Consider the following 17487-nt stretch of genomic DNA (forward strand, 5'->3'; position numbering starts at 1 on the left):
AATGAATCCTGCCGAACAATATATATTAAATCAGCCCGAACATTTTCGGGCTATTTTATTGCATTTACAAATTTTAGTAGAACACACTTTACCAGAAATAGAATTAAAATTTAAATATAAAATCCCATTTTACTACTTAAAAGGAAAGCCTTTTTGTTATTTCAATGCCAGTCATAAAAAGCAATTTGTAGATGTTGGTTTTGTAAAAGGACCACAAATTAAAATACACCAAGAACATCAAATTACCGAAAATCGTAAAAAAATGATGTCACTTAGATATACGTCTTTAGATGCTATAAATGACAATGTTTTTATTGATGTATTGAAAGCTGCTAGTGAATTGTATTGAAAAACAAATAGCTCTATCATCAAAGGTAATATTCATTATCATCACTTCGAGTGATTTTACGAAGAGTAGCTAAGTAAAATTGTATCGAGAAGTATAAACTTAAAGTTCTCGATATATTTTTTATTCCATATAAAATTGCATAAAATACACTCGAACTGACGTAGTTTTATAAACAACTATATTAGAAATATAATTAGTGATAATTCGTGTAATTGGTGTCACTAATTAAAAACTCTGCACCAACTTTCTAATCGCTACCAAATTAGTTAGTAAACCTTCTAAATTATCTAAGTGTAGCATGTTTGCTCCATCGCTTTTTGCGTTAGCTGGATCAAAATGTGTTTCGATAAATAAACCATCTACATTATTTACAACGCCAGCACGCGCAATAGTTTCGATCATATCTGGTCGTCCGCCAGTAACACCTGCACTTTGGTTAGGTTGTTGTAAAGAATGTGTAACGTCTAAAACTACAGGCGCATAGTGTTTCATTGTAGGAATACCTCTAAAATCTACAATCATATCTTGGTAACCAAACATAGTACCACGATCGGTAATCCAAGCTTTGTCACTTCCTGCATCCTTTACTTTTTGTACAGCGTGTTTCATCGCTTCAGGACTCATAAATTGTCCTTTTTTAAGATTGACTACTTTTCCTGTTTTTGCAGCAGCAACAACCAAATCGGTTTGACGTACTAAAAACGCTGGGATTTGTAATACATCTACGTATTGTGCTGCTTTTGCAGCATCGCTAACTTCATGTATATCTGTAATGGTAGGTACATCAAATTTTTCAGACACTTTAGCAAGGATTTCTAATGCGTTTTCATCACCAATACCTGTAAAACTATCAATACGACTACGATTTGCTTTTTTAAAACTACCTTTAAATACGTAAGGTATATTTAGTTTATCGGTAATGCTAATTACTTTTTCGGCAATGCGGTAAGCCATGTCTTCGCCTTCAATTGCGCATGGACCACAAAGTAAAAAGAAGTTATTACTATCTGTATGTTTGATTTTAGGTATATCTTGAAGTGTCATTATTATAGTTTTAGATGCTACAAAGATACTATTAATGACTGAAATAAATAGGCTTTTATTTTTAGTTGAAATAAATAATCTTGGCAAACACTTGCATTAGCGATTGAAGAATTGTTGGAGCACATCTTTGATTGCGACTTCTGAAAGCGCGACCCTTTGTAACTTATTAATAATCTTTGTTTTACTCTAAAAATAGGCGTTGTTACAAAGGGTAATGCCCAATTAAAAAATAAAGTGTTGAATATATATAATTTATACCTACCTTTGCACGCTTAAAATAAGGCACTATTTATGGCTAAGATTAAAAACATTGCAATTATTGCGCACGTAGACCACGGTAAAACAACGCTGGTTGATAAAATTATGTATCACTGTCAGTTATTTAGAGAAAACGAAAATACTGGTGATTTAATTTTGGATAATAACGATTTAGAGCGTGAACGTGGAATTACGATTACTTCTAAAAACGTATCGGTTACTTATAAAGACACTAAAATTAATATTATTGATACACCTGGTCACGCCGATTTTGGAGGTGAAGTAGAACGTGTTTTAAACATGGCAGATGGTGTACTTTTATTAGTTGATGCTTTTGAAGGACCAATGCCTCAAACGCGTTTTGTACTTCAAAAAGCTATTGATTTAGGGTTAAAACCTTGCGTAGTTGTAAACAAAGTAGACAAAGAAAATTGTACGCCAGATGAGGTACACGAAAAAGTGTTTGACTTAATGTTTGAACTTGGTGCAGAAGAGTGGCAATTAGACTTCCCGACAGTTTATGGTTCTGCAAAGAACAACTGGATGAGTGAAGATTGGAAGCAACAAACAGAAAACATCGAACCATTATTAGATATGGTTATCGAGCATATTCCTGAACCAAAAATTGAAGAAGGAACTACACAAATGTTAATCACGTCTTTAGATTACTCTAGCTTTACTGGTCGTATTGCTATTGGACGTTTAACACGTGGCGACTTAAAAGTAAACCAACAAATTACGTTAGTAAAACGTGATGGTTCTATGGTAAAAAATAGAATTAAAGAATTACATGTCTTTGAAGGTTTAGGTCGTATAAAAGTAGATCAAGTACAAACTGGAGATATTTGTGCTATTGTTGGTCTTGATGGTTTTGAAATTGGTGATACGGTTGCCGATTTTGAAAATCCTGAAGGATTAAAAACTATAGCAATTGACGAGCCAACAATGAGTATGTTATTTACTATTAACGATTCGCCTTTCTTTGGTAAAGACGGAAAGTTTGTAACGTCAAGACATATTAAAGATCGTTTAACAAAAGAGTTAGAAAAAAACTTAGCCTTACGTGTACAAGAAACTGATAGTGCCGATAAATTTATGGTCTTTGGTCGTGGTGTATTACACTTATCGGTTTTAATCGAAACGATGCGTCGTGAAGGTTATGAGTTACAAATTGGTCAGCCACAAGTAATCATTAAAGAAATTGATGGTGTAAAATGTGAGCCAGTTGAAGAAATGACTATCGATTTACCTGAAACAGTTTCTGGTAAAGCAGTAGAGCTTGTAACGATGCGTAAAGGCGAAATGATGAGTATGGAAGCTAAAGGAGACCGTATGGTTTGCGAGTTTATCATTCCGTCAAGAGGTATCATCGGTTTACGTAACCAATTATTAACAGCAACTGCAGGAGAAGCTATTATGGCACACCGTTTTAAAGAATATCAACCAGTAAAAGGTGGTATTCCAGAAAGACAAAACGGATCTTTAGTATCTATGGAAAACGGTCAAGCTATTCCTTATTCTATTGATAAATTACAAGATAGAGGTAAGTTTTTTGTAGATCCAGGAGAAGATATTTACGAAGGTCAAGTTATTGGAGAAAACTCGCGTCAAGATGATATGACTGTAAACGTTACAAAAACTAAAAAGTTAAGTAACGTACGTAGTGCTGGAGCAGACGATAAAGCTAAGATTGTACCTGCAATTAAGTTTTCTTTAGAAGAAGCTTTAGAATACATACAAAAAGATGAGTATGTAGAGGTAACACCAAACCACTTACGATTACGTAAAATTTTACTAAAAGAAGTAGAACGTAAGCGTAATAAAGCTTTGTAAAAAGTGACCAATACTACCATATCAAACCCTTTGCTTAGACGCATTGTACACTCTAAATATATAGATGTACTTGGAGTAGTTTTGGTAGTTAGTATTACACTTTACAGAAATTTTCATGAAACTATATATTATGAAGGAGGTATCCGTTTTGGGATACCTTTTTCTAGTTTATGGAGTTATATAGAAAAAGGTGCTTTCCCGATAGGAATTTTATCAATTATTGGTGCGGCATTTTCTTTATTAGCTACACGTTTTTTAGTTAGACAAAGTAATATAGGTAACGTAATTTGGATTTTTACGACTATAAATTCTGGAGTTATAGATTATTTATTTGGCAATCATTCAGCCATAATAACTTATCCTTTAACCTTTGGATTAGCGTTACTGTCTACAAAAAAATGGTATGAAGGCGAACGTATTAAAAATGCAGATTTTAGGTATTGGATATTATTTTTTGTAGCATTTATAATTTCGTATAGTCTTGTATATTTAGGATTTTATTGGTTTGGTACAACAATAACCAATCCAATTTTTAAACATACAATTGCAATTATTTTTGGAATTTCTATTATAGGAAATGTAGGTATTGTTTTTAAATACAAACAGTCCTTTTTAGTCTGGACATTTTATAATTTTGCACAAATAGTAAAGAATTTTATTCAAGGTAATTTAGCTAATGTTATCAAATATGTGTTTTATTTAAGCAATGCTATTTTAACCTATTTTGATTGGCATCTTAATGGAGATGTTCAAAACATAAAAGAAAAATAAATGGAATTATTCGGTATAACTTTAACAGAATACATAGGCTATTTTGCCTCTTTTTTTGTCTTACTTTCATTTACAATGAAAAATGTAAAACGACTAAGAATTGTTAACATGATTGGTTGTACATTATTTATAATTTATGGGTTTATGTTACCAACTGTTAGAGTTGGTTTGCCTATAATTATAGCAAACGCAGCAATTTTTTGTGTTAACTTTTATTATGCGTTTTTCAAGAAAATTTAGTACTTTCAAAGCTGTAAAAACAGTTACTTTATTTATTCAGTACATAAATATTCAGCGTCACATCTTAAACTTTGGAATGACTTTATAAGTCAATCCAAAAATGGCACATTTCTTTTTAATCGTCACTTTATGGATTATCATAAAGACCGATTTGAAGACTATTCTTTAATGGTATTTAAAGAAGAAAAGTTAGTCGCAGTTTTACCAGCAAATAGAGTAGAAGATAAGCTGTTTTCTCATCAGGGATTAACTTATGGAGGATTTGTGTTTTGTGGAAGTGTTAATGACATCAATAGTTTAGTAAAAATTATAAGTCAGGTCCGTGTATTTTTTAAAAGCCAAAATTTTAAGTCTTTAAAGATTAAATTAATTCCTGAATTTTATTACAAACAAAAACATCTCTATAATGAAATTATTACTTGTTTTAATGAACAGGTAGAAGAGACTAAAATGGTTTTTGCAGTAGATTTAACTAAAAAGTTAACGATACATAAAAATAAATTAAAAAAGTACAGGAACAATAAGCATCATTTTATAATAGATAAATCAAATCAATTTGACCGGTTTTGGAATGATGTTTTAATTCCTAGATTAAGAGAAAAACACCAAGCACAACCAGTTCATTCACTTTCTGAAATTAAATATTTATCTAATCTATTTCCTGATAACATAAAACAATTTAATATTTATTTAGATAATATTTTATTAGCAGGTATAACTATTTTTGAAAAAGACCATGTTGTAAAATCACAATATGGAGCAACTACATCTCTAGGAGAAAAATATCGAGCATTGGATTATCTTTTTATACACTTAATCAATTTGTATCAAAAAGAAGGTAAGCAAAGTTTTTCTATGGGTACAGCGTTTGCAAAAACACCTTTAGGGTATAATCCTGGCTTAAAGAAGCAGAAGGAGGAATTAGGTTGTACGATATTTGAACAGTCAATAATTAATTTAGAGTTTGATGATTAATTTTCTAGACTTACATAAAATAAACGCACGTTTTGAAACCGAATTTAAAACAAAGTTTGAGGCTTTTTTACAAAGCGGTTGGTATATTCTTGGTGAAGGAGTAAAACAGTTTGAAACCGAATTTGCTACCTATTGTGGTACGCAATATTGTATAGGAACAGGTAACGGTTTAGACGCTTTAGAATTGATTTTTAAAGGCTATCTAGAGTTAGGTTTGCTTCAACCAAACGATGAAGTAATTGTTCCTGCAAATACTTATATAGCAAGCATTATATCTATAATAAACGCCGGTTTAACTCCAGTTTTAGTAGAGCCAGACGCAAAAACTTTTAATATTGATGTATTAGAAATAGATAAGCATATTTCAACTAAAACAAAAGCAATTTTAGTCGTTCATCTTTACGGGCAGTTGTGCGATATGAATTCTATAAATAAACTGGCTAATGATAAAAATTTATTAGTTATTGAAGATGCTGCGCAAGCTCATGGTGCAACAGCAGATTCAAAAAAAGCAGGCAATTTAGCAGATGCTGCAGCATTTAGTTTTTACCCTTCAAAAAATCTTGGCGCATTAGGAGATGCTGGTGCTGTTACTACAAATAATGAAGAATTAGCGAAGGTGATTTTCAAGTTAAGAAATTACGGGTCTTCAGCTAAATATGTTAACGAATTAGTAGGAAGTAACAGTCGTTTGGATGAAATACAGGCATTGTTTCTTTCAACTAAATTAAAACAATTAGATGCAGATAATTTAAGACGTCAAGAGATAGCAAAGCGTTATTTGTCTGAAATCAACAATCCTAAAATCAAATTACCGTTTTATGATTACTCCTCAAACCACGTGTTTCATTTATTTGTTGTTTTAGTAAATAATCGTCAGGATTTTGTTAATTATTTAAAAGCTAACAAAATAGAGTCGGCTATACATTATCCTACAGCTCCTCACCAACAAAAAGCGCTTTATCGATTAAATAGTTTGAAATTTCCGATAACAGAAAAAATTCACGAAACTTGTGTTAGTCTACCTATTAGTCCTGTGATGACTCAAAAAGAAGTAGATCAAGTTATTAGAACCCTTAATGATTACTAATTGAAAAAAGTATTAAACTATATTAATAATAATGTTTTATTAAAAGTAGCTTCACTTAATTCAGTATCTGTGATTGTTAAAATTATAGCTGGATTTTTAACGTCAAAGTTTATGGCTATTTTTATTGGTGCCGAAGGTATGGCGCTAGTGGGTAACCTTCGTAATTTTGTTGGTTCTGTACAGTCTATATCTATTTTAGGTCTATACAAAGGTGTTGTTAAATATATAGCACAACATAAACATGACAGGACAAAACTTTCTAAAATACTATCTACGGTTTTTTATTTAGGTTTTATCTCTACTCTTTTACTAAGTTTTTTAATTTATTATAATGCAGAGTACATAAACGACTTCATTTTTAAAGCCTATAATAACTACACATACATAATAAAAATTTTAGCATTAGCACTACCTTTTTATGCATTAAACATGTTGGCTTTTGCTATAATGAATGGTTTTTCTAAATATAAATATTTAATAATATTCAACATTTTTGGTCAGATTTTAGGAGCCATTATTACTATTCTTTTAATTTGGAAAGATGGAATAGATGGTGGTTTAACAGCTGTTGCTATTGCAGAGTCTATAATCTTTTTAATTACGCTTGTAGGAATTATTAATAGACAAAACTTTGCGCCTTTAATTAAAGCTAGTAAGTTTAGTTTAAAGTTAACTAAAAAGCTAAGTTCATATTCCGGAATGGCTTTGTTTTCTGCCATTATTTTACCTTTAGTAGCATTATTTATAAGAAATTATATTATAGATAATGTAGGAGTAGAAAGTGCTGGACATTGGGAAGCGATGAATAGAATATCTAACTACTATTTAATGTTTGTTAGTACACTTTTGTCTCTATATATTTTACCTCGTTTTTCTGAAATTGACACTATTAAAGACTTTAGAAAAGAAGTGTTTAGCTTTTATAAAACTATAATTCCGATTTTTGGATTAGGTCTTATTATTATTTACTTTTTAAGACACTTTATTGTTTTAATTGTTTTAACTGAAGAGTTTCAACCTGTAGAAGACCTGTTTTTTTGGCAACTTTTAGGTGATTTTGTAAAAGTACTGTCTATTGTTATCGCTTACCAGTTTTTAGCTAAGCGTATGTTTTGGCATTATATTATTACAGAAGCTTTTTCTGTCACTACATTATACTTTACAAGTCAATATTTGATTGATGAGTTTGGAGTTGTTGGTGCAAATATGGCTCACTTTGTAACTTATGTGCTGTATTACGGGATTATCTTGATGATTTTTTATTCTTCTTTATTTGGTATAATCCCAGAGAAACAGGAAGAAGATTAATTATTTTGCCAAGTTGCTAAGTATTGTTTTGCAACTTCTTTATAATCATGATGTGTTTCAATAAACTGTCTAGCATTTTTAGAAATCTTATTAATTTGATCAGGATTTTCTATTAACCATTCTAATTTTTTAACTAAATAATTTACATCAGGTAAAGCGTTTATAGCAACAGTATCTTCTTCTAAATTATAATGGTCTAGCCATTCTTGTTCTGCGCCAGTAAACACAACTTTACCTTTTGCCATAGCTTCTAAAGCATTGTAACCTTGGTCGTAAGCATAAATTTGGTCTAATAAAATATGAGCGTTGTTGTAAATGTTTATGTATTCTTTATAAGGTAGATTAGTAGTTTCAATGATATTTACATTGTCTTCATATTTTTTCTTAATAATAAATAAAGCTTCAGTAAAGAATTTGTTACCTTTTTTTATAGAAGAATGACTGTTAATACCATGAAAAATATTGATTTTATCATTAGTTTTTATAGGGATGTATTCAATTTTATCAACATTAATTGGGTTTGGGATTAAGCCTAAGTAATGCGGATGATTTTTTAATGGGATATGATAATCCATATCAGAAGCTATGACGCCTTTAGTGTTTTTATAAATGAAATGATGTAGTTTTTTATATGGTGGTGTTATGTATTTTAAAGCGTATATAAATCTTTTCTTTTGTGACTGGTCTTCTAAATATGAAGTCATGGAAGAATGTTTTAACTTACCATCTAAAGCATATTTGACAGATATGTAATCATTACCACAACATAATAGAAAAGCATCTTTATTTTGAGAAAATAGTTTGTCTAAAAATTTAATTTGAAATTTAGGGTAAGTAAATAAAGCATCTTCATTTATTAACTGTATAACATCAAAACCTTTTAATTGGTTGATTTTTTGGTTGTAGTAAAAAGCGTTTTCAAGTTTAATAAAATCAAGATTAAAAAACCTTATAAACATAGAATTAATAAGGCTTAATGTTTTTGATTTTTTTATTTTGGAACTTACGTCTATATCAACATTAAAACCTTTAAAACCATCACCACTTCCAATTAAAGTTACATTGTGACCTGATTTTTCTAAACCTTCTTTCAAAGAGTTATGTAATCTGCTAAATTCGCCAACCAATAAAATGTTCATTTATTATATCTTTACGCCAAAAGTATTAAAATATATTTATGATTAGTCAAGATACATTAAGTTTAGAAATTCTTATTTCTACAATGAAAAGAAGCAATCTTGACTTTTTGAAACCTATGTTTCCTAAAGACTTTGGTAATTATAATATTTTAATAATTAATCAAACAGAAAAAGGGCAAGAGTTAACTTCAAAATATGATAATATAAGAGTTGTTAATTCATATGAAAAAGGGCTGTCTAAAAGCAGAAACCTAGCACTTAAAAATACAAAAGCAGATATTTGTTTAATAGCAGATGATGATATAAAATATGTTGAAAATTTTGATAACATTATTAAAAATGCTTTTAATACAAACAAAAATTTTGATGTGTTAACATTTATGATGTCTGATTTTGAAGGAAAACTTGCTAAAAAATATAATTTACAAAAACAGCATAATTATAAAAGTTTAGTAAAAGCAAACTCCGTCACAATAGCATTTAAAAATCATAAAGTAATTGAGACAAAAATAAAATTTGACACCAATTTTGGTTTAGGAAGTATTTTTGAAATTGCAGAAGAATTTATCTGGTTAAGAAGCTTGTATAAAGCTAATCTTAAAATAGGATTTATACCGAAAGTTATAGTACAACATCCTTATGAAAGTTCTGGGCGTTTTGGGGGAAGTGATCGCGTAATAGCAGCCAGAGCAGCGCTGTTTTATAAATATTCTAAACGATTTGCATATTTAAAATTAATTAGATATTTAATATTAATGCTAAAAAAACAACAAATAAAGCCTAATGAATTTGTTAAAAAACATCGTATAGGTTATAATGCTATTAATTATTATAAAATCATTTTACAATCAAAAAAAGAGTAAATGGAGCATACTACAATTAATTCAGTAAAATTAGTTGAAATACCCAAAATTAAAGATGTTAGAGGTAACCTTTCTGTCGTAGAAAAAGATACCATTCCTTTTGATATAAAACGCGTATATTACTTATATGATGTGCCAAGTGATGCTTATCGTGGTGGGCATGCACATAAAGAACAGTTAGAGTTACTTATAGCATTAAGCGGAAGCTTTGAGGTGACTCTTGATGATGGTAAAAGTAAACGCTCAATAATATTAAATAAACCAAATAAAGGCTTATTAATACCTAAAGGAATTTGGAGAGAGTTGCAAGATTTTTCATCTGGATCTGTGTGTTTGGTGTTAGCTTCAGATGTGTTTGATGAAGAAGACTATATTAGAGATTATAATGATTTTTTGTCTTTTAAAGATTAATTTTTTTGATATAAAAAACTAAAATAACTTAGCTTTAGTAGTTGTAATAAAAAAATGTTAGGCTTATTACTTAGTAGCTGTTTTTCTATTATACCATTGCATGATTTGTAAAACCAACTAAAAAGACGGTTTAAATATATTTTTTTTATTCTAGAATGTGTCTTAAGTAAACTATTATCATGCTTGGTTATTTCTCTTTTTTCAACTGAGTCATACAGCAACTTTACTGCGTCTTTTTGTTTCTTTAAAAAGGAACTGTTATCCTCAAGTCCTAAATGGATAACTTCATTGTCAATATGTAGAGTTTTTATATTTTGCTCTTTTAGTAAAGTAGCAAAGATTAAATCACCGCCATAAGTATTTGTTTTTACTTGTTTTGATAAAGACAGATAAGTGTCCTTCACTATTAAAAGGTTTGCTGAAATTATGACCTTATATGGATTTAAATTTCTTTTATGGGCAGTTACTTCTTCCTTTTTTTTACCATATTTCCATCTTAAAAGATGCTTTTTATAGCTGTTTTCATCGTAATAAAAACCACCAAAAATAGCTTTGTAATCTTGATCTATGTAGTTTAGATACTTAGTTATAAAGTTATCGTTTTTAGGTATAACATCTGCGTCTAAAAACAAAAGCCATTTATTTTTGGCTAATTTTGCTAAATGCTCTCTTGTAGCAACTCTTCCTTTGTTTTCGGAGCTTATTTTATAGTAACAACTTGTTAGTTTTTCAATCTTTTTGTTTGCTTTAGTAAAATCTGAATCAGAGTGATCGTCTAAGCAGATAATTTCAAAGTCAATGTTTGCTTTTAAACATTTTTCATGAATGTTTAATACCAAATCGTAGATGTAGTAATTGTAAGTTGGTATTAAAATGGATAACATAAAATTTTAACTTTTACGTTGTACAACTTCAAATACCTTATTGTCATCACATTTTAAAGTCTTGCTTGGGTATTTTAAAAGTAAAGCATAGTCATGGGTCGCCATTAAAATAGTGTTTCCGTTTTTGTTAATATCTTGTAGCACTTCCATTACCTCAATACTTGTTTGTGGATCTAAATTACCAGTTGGCTCATCTGCTAGTATTAATTCTGGCTCGTTTAATAATGCTCTTGCTATTGCAATACGTTGTTGTTCTCCTCCAGATAATTCGTGCGGAAACTTAAAACCTTTAGTTTTCATACCAACTTTATCCAAAACGGTTTCTATACGTTCTTTCATTTTATCTTTATCTTTCCAGCCTGTTGCTTTTAAAACAAAGGTTAAATTGTCATTTATGGTTCTGTCGGTTAGTAATTTAAAATCTTGAAAAACAATACCAAGCTTTCGTCTTAAAAAAGGAATTTCTTTTTCTTTAAGCGTACGTAAATTAAAATCTACAATATGACCTTCACCTTGAGTTAGTTTTAAATCACCATAAAGCGTTTTCATAAAACTACTTTTTCCAGATCCAGTTTTTCCTATTAAATAAACAAAATCACCTTTGTTGACTTGTAAATTAACATCAGATAATACTAAACTTTCTCCTTGAAAAATACTAGCGTCTTTTAATTCTAAAACGGTTTGACTCATATTCGATTTTAATTATTTATAACAAAGTAAACAAAATTTTACGTCACAGCCTATTAAAAGGTTTTGATATTAATCTTAAAGCATTACCTTAGTCCTTTTTACAAAAAATGATAAAATTACTGCCTACCAAATACCGTATAATTTATCTCATAATTTTTGTTTTAGGACTTTTAAAAGTCTTAATAACTGGTGCTATTTTTTATCCAGATAGTTATGCGTTTTTAGATATGCAAATTAACAGGTCGCCTGTTTATAGTCTGTTCTTAAAACTGACAACGACTGTTTTTGGCGATTATTATGAGGTGCCAGTTTTAGTCTTACAGTATTTATTTTTTGTATTTGCTATTAATTATTTATTAAAGTCAATCAAATCAAAAATCAATCTATCAGCAGTAGGAATTTTATTAATCCAGTTTTCAATTTTAATAAATGGGTTGTACTTTTATTTATCTGTAAATAGAGTGCTTTCTGAAGCTATAGTGTTTCCTTTAATTTTAATTTTTATTGCTGAAATTTTTAAATTATTATCTAATAAAACACTCAAGAATTCTTACAAACTAATTGCCGTTTTTTTTGTTTTACTATTTACAAGAGGACAATTTTTAGCTTTTTTGCCATTAATAGTTTTAGCATTTATTTATGTTGCTTTTCATTCTAAAAATTATAAAAAAGGAATCATTGTTTTATGCTTAACATTAGCAACACCTTTTTTAAGTAGTCTTTTAGAAAAGACTTATAATAAAATAGTTATAGGTGAATTTAAAGGTTATGCTATGACCTATGTGCATTTTATAACAAATCCTTTTTATATCGCTAATGCGGAAGATAAAAATCTATTTTCTAATCCTGAAGAAAAAGCTTTTTTTAATAGAACATACGATTTAATGTTAGATAAAAAAATAACAAGAAACCAAGCTATACAAACCAAATATGTAGATGATTATCTTTTTTTTGAGAACAACTTTTCAAAAATTTGTAACGCTTCAATTCATCAGGCTAACATGGATTATTATGGCACGCAAGGGTATAATTATTTAGAACAGCAATACAAGGTAGACCAAATGACATCTAGTATGTTTTTGCCTTTATTAAAAGCAAACTTTAAAACATGGGTAAGAATGGTTGTAAAAAGCTTTATTAAAGGATTTGGCGGTATACAAATGTGTCTTGCTTTAGGATTATTACTCTTATATTGCATCATGTTTTTTAAAGATAATACGATGTTGTTTTTAGGAATAGCAATAACTTTAAAAGTTTTAAACGGAATAATCATCGCAATGGTAGTACATTCAATTTATAGGTATACTTTTTATTTTGATTGGGTTTTATTAGTAGCATTTATTTTAATATTAGATTCTAAAATTAAAAAAGCATAAGATGTCTGTAGAGTTATCCATAGTAATGCCATGTTTAAATGAAGCTGAAACCATAGAAAATTGTATAACAAAAGCATTACATTTTTTAAAAGAAAACAATATTTCTGGAGAAGTTGTTATTGGTGATAACGGAAGCACAGATGGTTCTCAAAAATTAGCATTGGCTTTAGGCGCTACAGTGGTAGATGTAAAAGAAAAAGGTTATGGTAGTGCGTCAAGAGGCGCGATTGAAGCAGCCCAAGGTAAATATGTAATTACTGCAGATACAGACGATAGTCATGATTTAGAAAACCTAATGCCTTTTGTAAAAAAACTGCGCGAAGGTTATGACTTGGTAATGGGTAATCGTTTTAAAGGCGAAAAAATTGAAAACTCAATGCCTTTTTTACATCGGTATTTAGGTAATCCAGTACTGAGTTTTATTGGAAATTTATTTTTTAAAACTAAAATAAACGACTTTCATTGTGGTTTACGAGGTATTAATAAAAAAGCATACCAAACACTAGATTTAAAATCTACAGGAATGGAGTTTGCTTCAGAAATTGTTGTAAAAGCCTCAATGTTAAATCTTAAAATAACCGAAGTGCCAACCACAGTTTTTCCAGCAGGAAGAACACGTAAAGCGCATTTAAGAACATTTCCAGATGGATGGCGTCACCTTCGTTTTTTATTGCTGTACAGTCCAAAATGGTTGTTTCTTTTTCCTGGGTTGTTATTATTATTAATAGACTTAATTGCTACAGTTTATTTAGTGGTTAAGCCAGAAGATAACTTAATAAAATGGTTGCCGGTTTCGTCTTCATTAATACTCATCGGGTTTCAGTTTATATTATTTTATGCGCTAACAAAGATTTATGCTACAAATCAAAACCTAATTCCAAGAGGAAAAAACTATAATAACCTATTTAAATATTTTACTTTAGAGAAAGGTTTGTTAGTTGGATTTTTAATGATTCTTGGCGGAAGCGCAAGTTTAATCTATTGCTTTTTAGCAGAAACTTCTTCTTTCGAAGAGTTAAAACTCTTAATTCCTTCAGCAATTTTCACAGCGCTTGGTGTACAACTAATTTTGTTTAGCTTTTTCTTTAGTATACTTGGTTTAGTAGATAAAAAGGATTAGCTAAAGTCTACATTTAATAACTCCGTTTATAATTATTAGTTAAATCTAACGTTAAGCTATTAGATTAATTTATCTTTGATTTACAATTTAAAAAACGTGTCAATGTTAGTAAAAAAACAGCTCACCTTTTTAGTGGTTTTTCTATTTTCGGTAGTGATGATGGCGCAACAAACCGCCATTTATACAAGTTCTTTAACCGATTATCAAAAAGCACTTCAACTATTTAATAATCAACAATATTTAGCAGCGCAAACCTTGTTTAGTCAGGTTAAAAAGCAAACCGATAATCCAAATATCGAAAGCGATTGTGCTTTCTATATTGCTAATTCTGCAATTAGATTAAACCAACAAGGTGCAGATGCAATGATGGAAAATTTTGTTGAAAATTATCCAACAAGTACCAAAAAAAACACAGCCTTTTTAGATGTAGCCGATTATTATTTTGAAAACGGAAAATACGCCTACGCACAAAAATGGTATGATAAAGTAGATGAAGCGTCTATGAGTCGAGCAGACCGAGAAAAATTCAATTTTAATAATGGTTACGCTTCATTTGTTACCAAAAATTATAACGATGCTAAAAAGTATTTAACGCGTGTAGAGACTTCACAAAAATATGGCTCTCAAGCAAAATACTATCTTGGTTTCATGTCTTATCAAGGTGATGATTATGATAGCGCCAACAAGTATTTTGATCAAGTTAGTGATGAAGAAAAATACAAAGAAAAGCTAAGTTATTATCAAGCAGATTTAAACTTTAAACTAGGTAAGTTTGAAAAAGCGATAGAGTTAGCCAAAGAAAAATTACCAACTAGTGATAGAAATGAAATTTCAGAACTTAATAAAATTATAGGCGAAAGCTATTTCAACCTAGAAAAATACAGCGAAGCCATTCCGTATTTAAAAGAATACCAAGGTAGAAAAGGTAAGTGGAGCAATACCGATTATTACCAATTAGGTTACGCTTATTACAAGCAAAAGGATTACGATAGTGCGATTTCAGAATTTAATAAAATAGTAAGCGCAAATAATAGCGTTGCCCAAAATGCTTATTATCATTTAGGTGAAAGTTACGTGCATGTTGGTAAAAAGCAAGAAGCATTAAACGCTTTTAGAAATGCATCTCAAATGGATTACGATTTAAAAATCCAGGAAGATGCTTGGTTAAATTATGCTAAAATTAGTTACGAGATTGGTAACGCTTACCAATCGGTACCACAAGTATTGACAGGTTATTTAGAAAAATATCCTGATACGCAATATAAAGATGAAATAGAAGCACTTTTAATAGACTCTTACATCACCTCTAAAAACTACAAAGAAGCGTTAGAATTATTAAAAAACAAAAAGAGTTTTGAAAGCAAAGTAGCGTATCAAAAAGTAGCGTTTTATCGTGGTTTAGAATTGTATAATGAAGGAAATTACCAAGACGCAAAAGACCTTTTTGAAAAATCTTTAAGCGAGCAACAAGACCAAACCTTTACGGCTCGCGCAACGTTTTGGAATGCCGAAACCGATTACAATTTAAGTGATTACAACGAAGCTTTAATTGGTTTTAAACAGTTTGAACAACAAGCTGAAGCGCCTTCAACTACTGAATATACTAACTTAGATTACAACATTGCTTACACCTATTTTAAACAGAAAAAGTATAGTGAAGCGACACAGTATTTCAACAGTTTTATCTCAAAACACAAAGAAGATAAAGTAAGATTGAATGATGCTTACTTGCGTTTAGCCGATGGTTATTTTGTATCAAGTCGTTATACAGATGCTATTTCGGCTTACGAAAAAGCAATTGCTGTTGGACAATTAGAAAACGATTATGCGTTCTTTCAAAAGGCGATGAGTTATGGTTACATTAGTCAAGATGCTAAAAAAAGAAGTGAGTTAGAGCAATTTATTTCAACCTATAAAAATTCAAAATTACGTGATGATGCGATGTATGCGTTAGGAGATTCTTATGTAAAATCTGGTGACGATGCTAAAGCAATTCAGACCTTTGATCGCCTAATTTCAGAATACAAAACAAGTCCGTTTAACAGCAAAGCACAATTACGTCAAGGATTAGTGTTTTACAATAAAAGTGATAATCAACGTGCATTGACTAAGTTAAAAGCTGTGGCAGAGAATTATCCAAATTCGGCAGAAGCCAATCAAGCAGTTTCTACTGCACGATTAATTTACATAGACTTAGGTCAGGTAGATGCTTATGCGGCTTGGGTAAGTACTTTGGATTATGTAGAAGTTACCGATGCCGATTTAGATAACGACACTTACGAAGCTGCCGAAAAACAATTTTTAGACAACAATACCAATGCAGCGATTAAGCAGTTTAATAACTATTTAAACCAATTTCCTAATGGATTACATGCTAACTCTGCACATTTCTATTTGGCGCAAATGTATTTTAAAAAGGACTTAACAGATAATGCAAAACCACATTTTGAATATGTTGTAAACCAATCACAAAGCGAATTTACGGAAGAAGCATTGCTACGTTTGTCTCAAATTCAGTTAGATCAAAAAGATTGGAATGCAGCAATACCAACGTTAAAGCGTTTGGAAGCCGAATCTAATTTTCCGCAAAATTCTCTGTTTGCGCAGTCTAATTTAATGCAAGCCAATTACCAGCTAGAGCAATTTAGTCAAGCTGTAGCTTACGCGGAAAAAGTACTTGCTAACAACAATTTAGATAACAAAATTAAAAGCGATGCTTACGTCATCATTGCACGTTCTGCAATTAAAACAAATAATGAAGCTAAAGCTAAAACAGCATATCAAAAAGTTGAAGAAACCGCAACTGGTGAGACAGCTGCAGAAGCTTTGTACTACAGTGCTTATTTTAAAAACAAAGAAGGCAACTATGAAGCGTCTAATGCAGTAGCACAGCGATTAGCTAAAGATTATTCGGGTTATAAATATTACGGAGCAAAAGGGTTAATCGTTATGGCAAAGAATTTTTATGCTTTAGGCGATGCGTTTCAAGCGACTTACATTTTAGAAAGTGTGATTAAAAACTTCAGCAACTTTGAAGATGTAAAGACAGAAGCCGAAGCCGAATTAGCAACTATAAAAGCTGAAGAAGCTAAAACAAATTCTTCTGTAATTACCGAAGATTAAGATACAATCATAA

General features: G+C 30.2%; 15 protein-coding genes. 11 read left to right on the plus strand and 4 right to left on the minus strand.

Annotation, left to right across the window (positions count from 1 at the left end; genetic code table 11):
- Position 1 precedes the first annotated feature (1 nt).
- The gene (locus WA340_RS08035; protein WP_336128378.1) at positions 2-349 is read left to right on the plus strand and encodes a DUF1801 domain-containing protein; all 348 of its coding nucleotides are present in this window, start codon (positions 2-4) and stop codon (positions 347-349) included.
- A 225-nt stretch (positions 350-574) separates the two neighbouring features.
- On the opposite strand, the gene kdsA is transcribed toward WA340_RS08035, so the two are convergent.
- Positions 575-1393, minus strand: coding sequence for a 3-deoxy-8-phosphooctulonate synthase (kdsA, locus tag WA340_RS08040; protein WP_336128380.1), 819 nt, complete (start codon positions 1391-1393; stop codon positions 575-577).
- A 291-nt stretch (positions 1394-1684) separates the two neighbouring features.
- Between kdsA and typA the strand changes: the two genes are divergently transcribed.
- The 5 genes from typA to WA340_RS08065 all read left to right on the plus strand — a co-directional run bounded on the left by typA (position 1685) and on the right by WA340_RS08065 (position 7868).
- Complete coding sequence (typA, locus tag WA340_RS08045) at positions 1685-3484, plus strand: translational GTPase TypA (protein WP_336128382.1); 1800 nt, start codon at positions 1685-1687, stop codon at positions 3482-3484.
- Positions 3485-3487: 3 nt separating this feature from the next.
- Positions 3488-4255, plus strand: coding sequence for a nicotinamide mononucleotide transporter (locus tag WA340_RS08050; RefSeq protein ID WP_336128384.1), 768 nt, complete (start codon positions 3488-3490; stop codon positions 4253-4255).
- A gap of 369 nt (positions 4256-4624) precedes the next feature.
- Entirely contained in the window at positions 4625-5470 is an 846-nt protein-coding gene (locus WA340_RS08055; protein WP_304144104.1) for a FemAB family protein, read from the plus strand.
- Positions 5463-6560 carry a DegT/DnrJ/EryC1/StrS family aminotransferase gene (locus WA340_RS08060; RefSeq protein WP_304144102.1) on the plus strand — a complete coding sequence of 366 codons (1098 nt, stop codon included), beginning with the start codon at positions 5463-5465 and terminating at the stop codon, positions 6558-6560. Before WA340_RS08055 ends, WA340_RS08060 begins: the two co-directional genes overlap by 8 nt.
- On the plus strand, positions 6561-7868 hold the full coding sequence (locus WA340_RS08065; protein WP_336128387.1) for an O-antigen translocase: 1308 nt from the start codon (positions 6561-6563) through the stop codon (positions 7866-7868).
- On the opposite strand, the gene WA340_RS08070 is transcribed toward WA340_RS08065, so the two are convergent.
- Positions 7865-9007: a glycosyltransferase gene (locus WA340_RS08070; protein ID WP_336128389.1), complete on the minus strand. Its 1143-nt coding sequence runs from the start codon at positions 9005-9007 to the stop codon at positions 7865-7867. The two genes, WA340_RS08065 and WA340_RS08070, sit on opposite strands and share 4 nt — an antisense overlap.
- 38 nt (positions 9008-9045) lie before the next feature.
- On the opposite strand from WA340_RS08070, the gene WA340_RS08075 reads away from it, so the two are divergent.
- Together WA340_RS08075 and WA340_RS08080 are read left to right on the plus strand one after the other, a co-directional pair.
- Positions 9046-9870: a glycosyltransferase family 2 protein gene (locus tag WA340_RS08075; protein WP_336128390.1), complete on the plus strand. Its 825-nt coding sequence runs from the start codon at positions 9046-9048 to the stop codon at positions 9868-9870.
- Complete coding sequence (locus WA340_RS08080; RefSeq protein ID WP_336128391.1) at positions 9871-10281, plus strand: sugar 3,4-ketoisomerase; 411 nt, start codon at positions 9871-9873, stop codon at positions 10279-10281.
- Here the strand turns inward: WA340_RS08080 and WA340_RS08085 are convergent.
- Both WA340_RS08085 and WA340_RS08090 read right to left on the minus strand, forming a co-directional pair.
- Positions 10278-11165 carry a glycosyltransferase family 2 protein gene (locus WA340_RS08085; RefSeq protein WP_336128393.1) on the minus strand — a complete coding sequence of 296 codons (888 nt, stop codon included), beginning with the start codon at positions 11163-11165 and terminating at the stop codon, positions 10278-10280. The two genes, WA340_RS08080 and WA340_RS08085, sit on opposite strands and share 4 nt — an antisense overlap.
- Positions 11166-11171: 6 nt before the next feature.
- Positions 11172-11855 (minus strand): cell division ATP-binding protein FtsE, encoded by a 684-nt coding sequence (locus WA340_RS08090; protein ID WP_336128395.1) that lies wholly within the window; start codon positions 11853-11855, stop codon positions 11172-11174.
- Positions 11856-11962: 107 nt separating this feature from the next.
- Here WA340_RS08090 and WA340_RS08095 point away from each other — a divergent pair, with 107 nt between their 5' ends.
- From WA340_RS08095 to WA340_RS08105, 3 genes are all read left to right on the plus strand, one after another.
- The gene (locus WA340_RS08095) at positions 11963-13231 is read left to right on the plus strand and encodes a hypothetical protein (RefSeq protein ID WP_336128397.1); all 1269 of its coding nucleotides are present in this window, start codon (positions 11963-11965) and stop codon (positions 13229-13231) included.
- A 1-nt stretch (position 13232) separates the two neighbouring features.
- Complete coding sequence (locus WA340_RS08100) at positions 13233-14351, plus strand: glycosyltransferase family 2 protein (RefSeq protein WP_336128399.1); 1119 nt, start codon at positions 13233-13235, stop codon at positions 14349-14351.
- Between the two features lie 102 nt (positions 14352-14453).
- Entirely contained in the window at positions 14454-17474 is a 3021-nt protein-coding gene (locus tag WA340_RS08105) for a tetratricopeptide repeat protein (RefSeq protein WP_336128400.1), read from the plus strand.
- Positions 17475-17487: the final 13 nt, after the last annotated feature.

The organism is Mesoflavibacter sp. CH_XMU1422-2, from assembly GCF_037029245.1.
Classification (GTDB): domain Bacteria; phylum Bacteroidota; class Bacteroidia; order Flavobacteriales; family Flavobacteriaceae; genus Mesoflavibacter; species Mesoflavibacter zeaxanthinifaciens.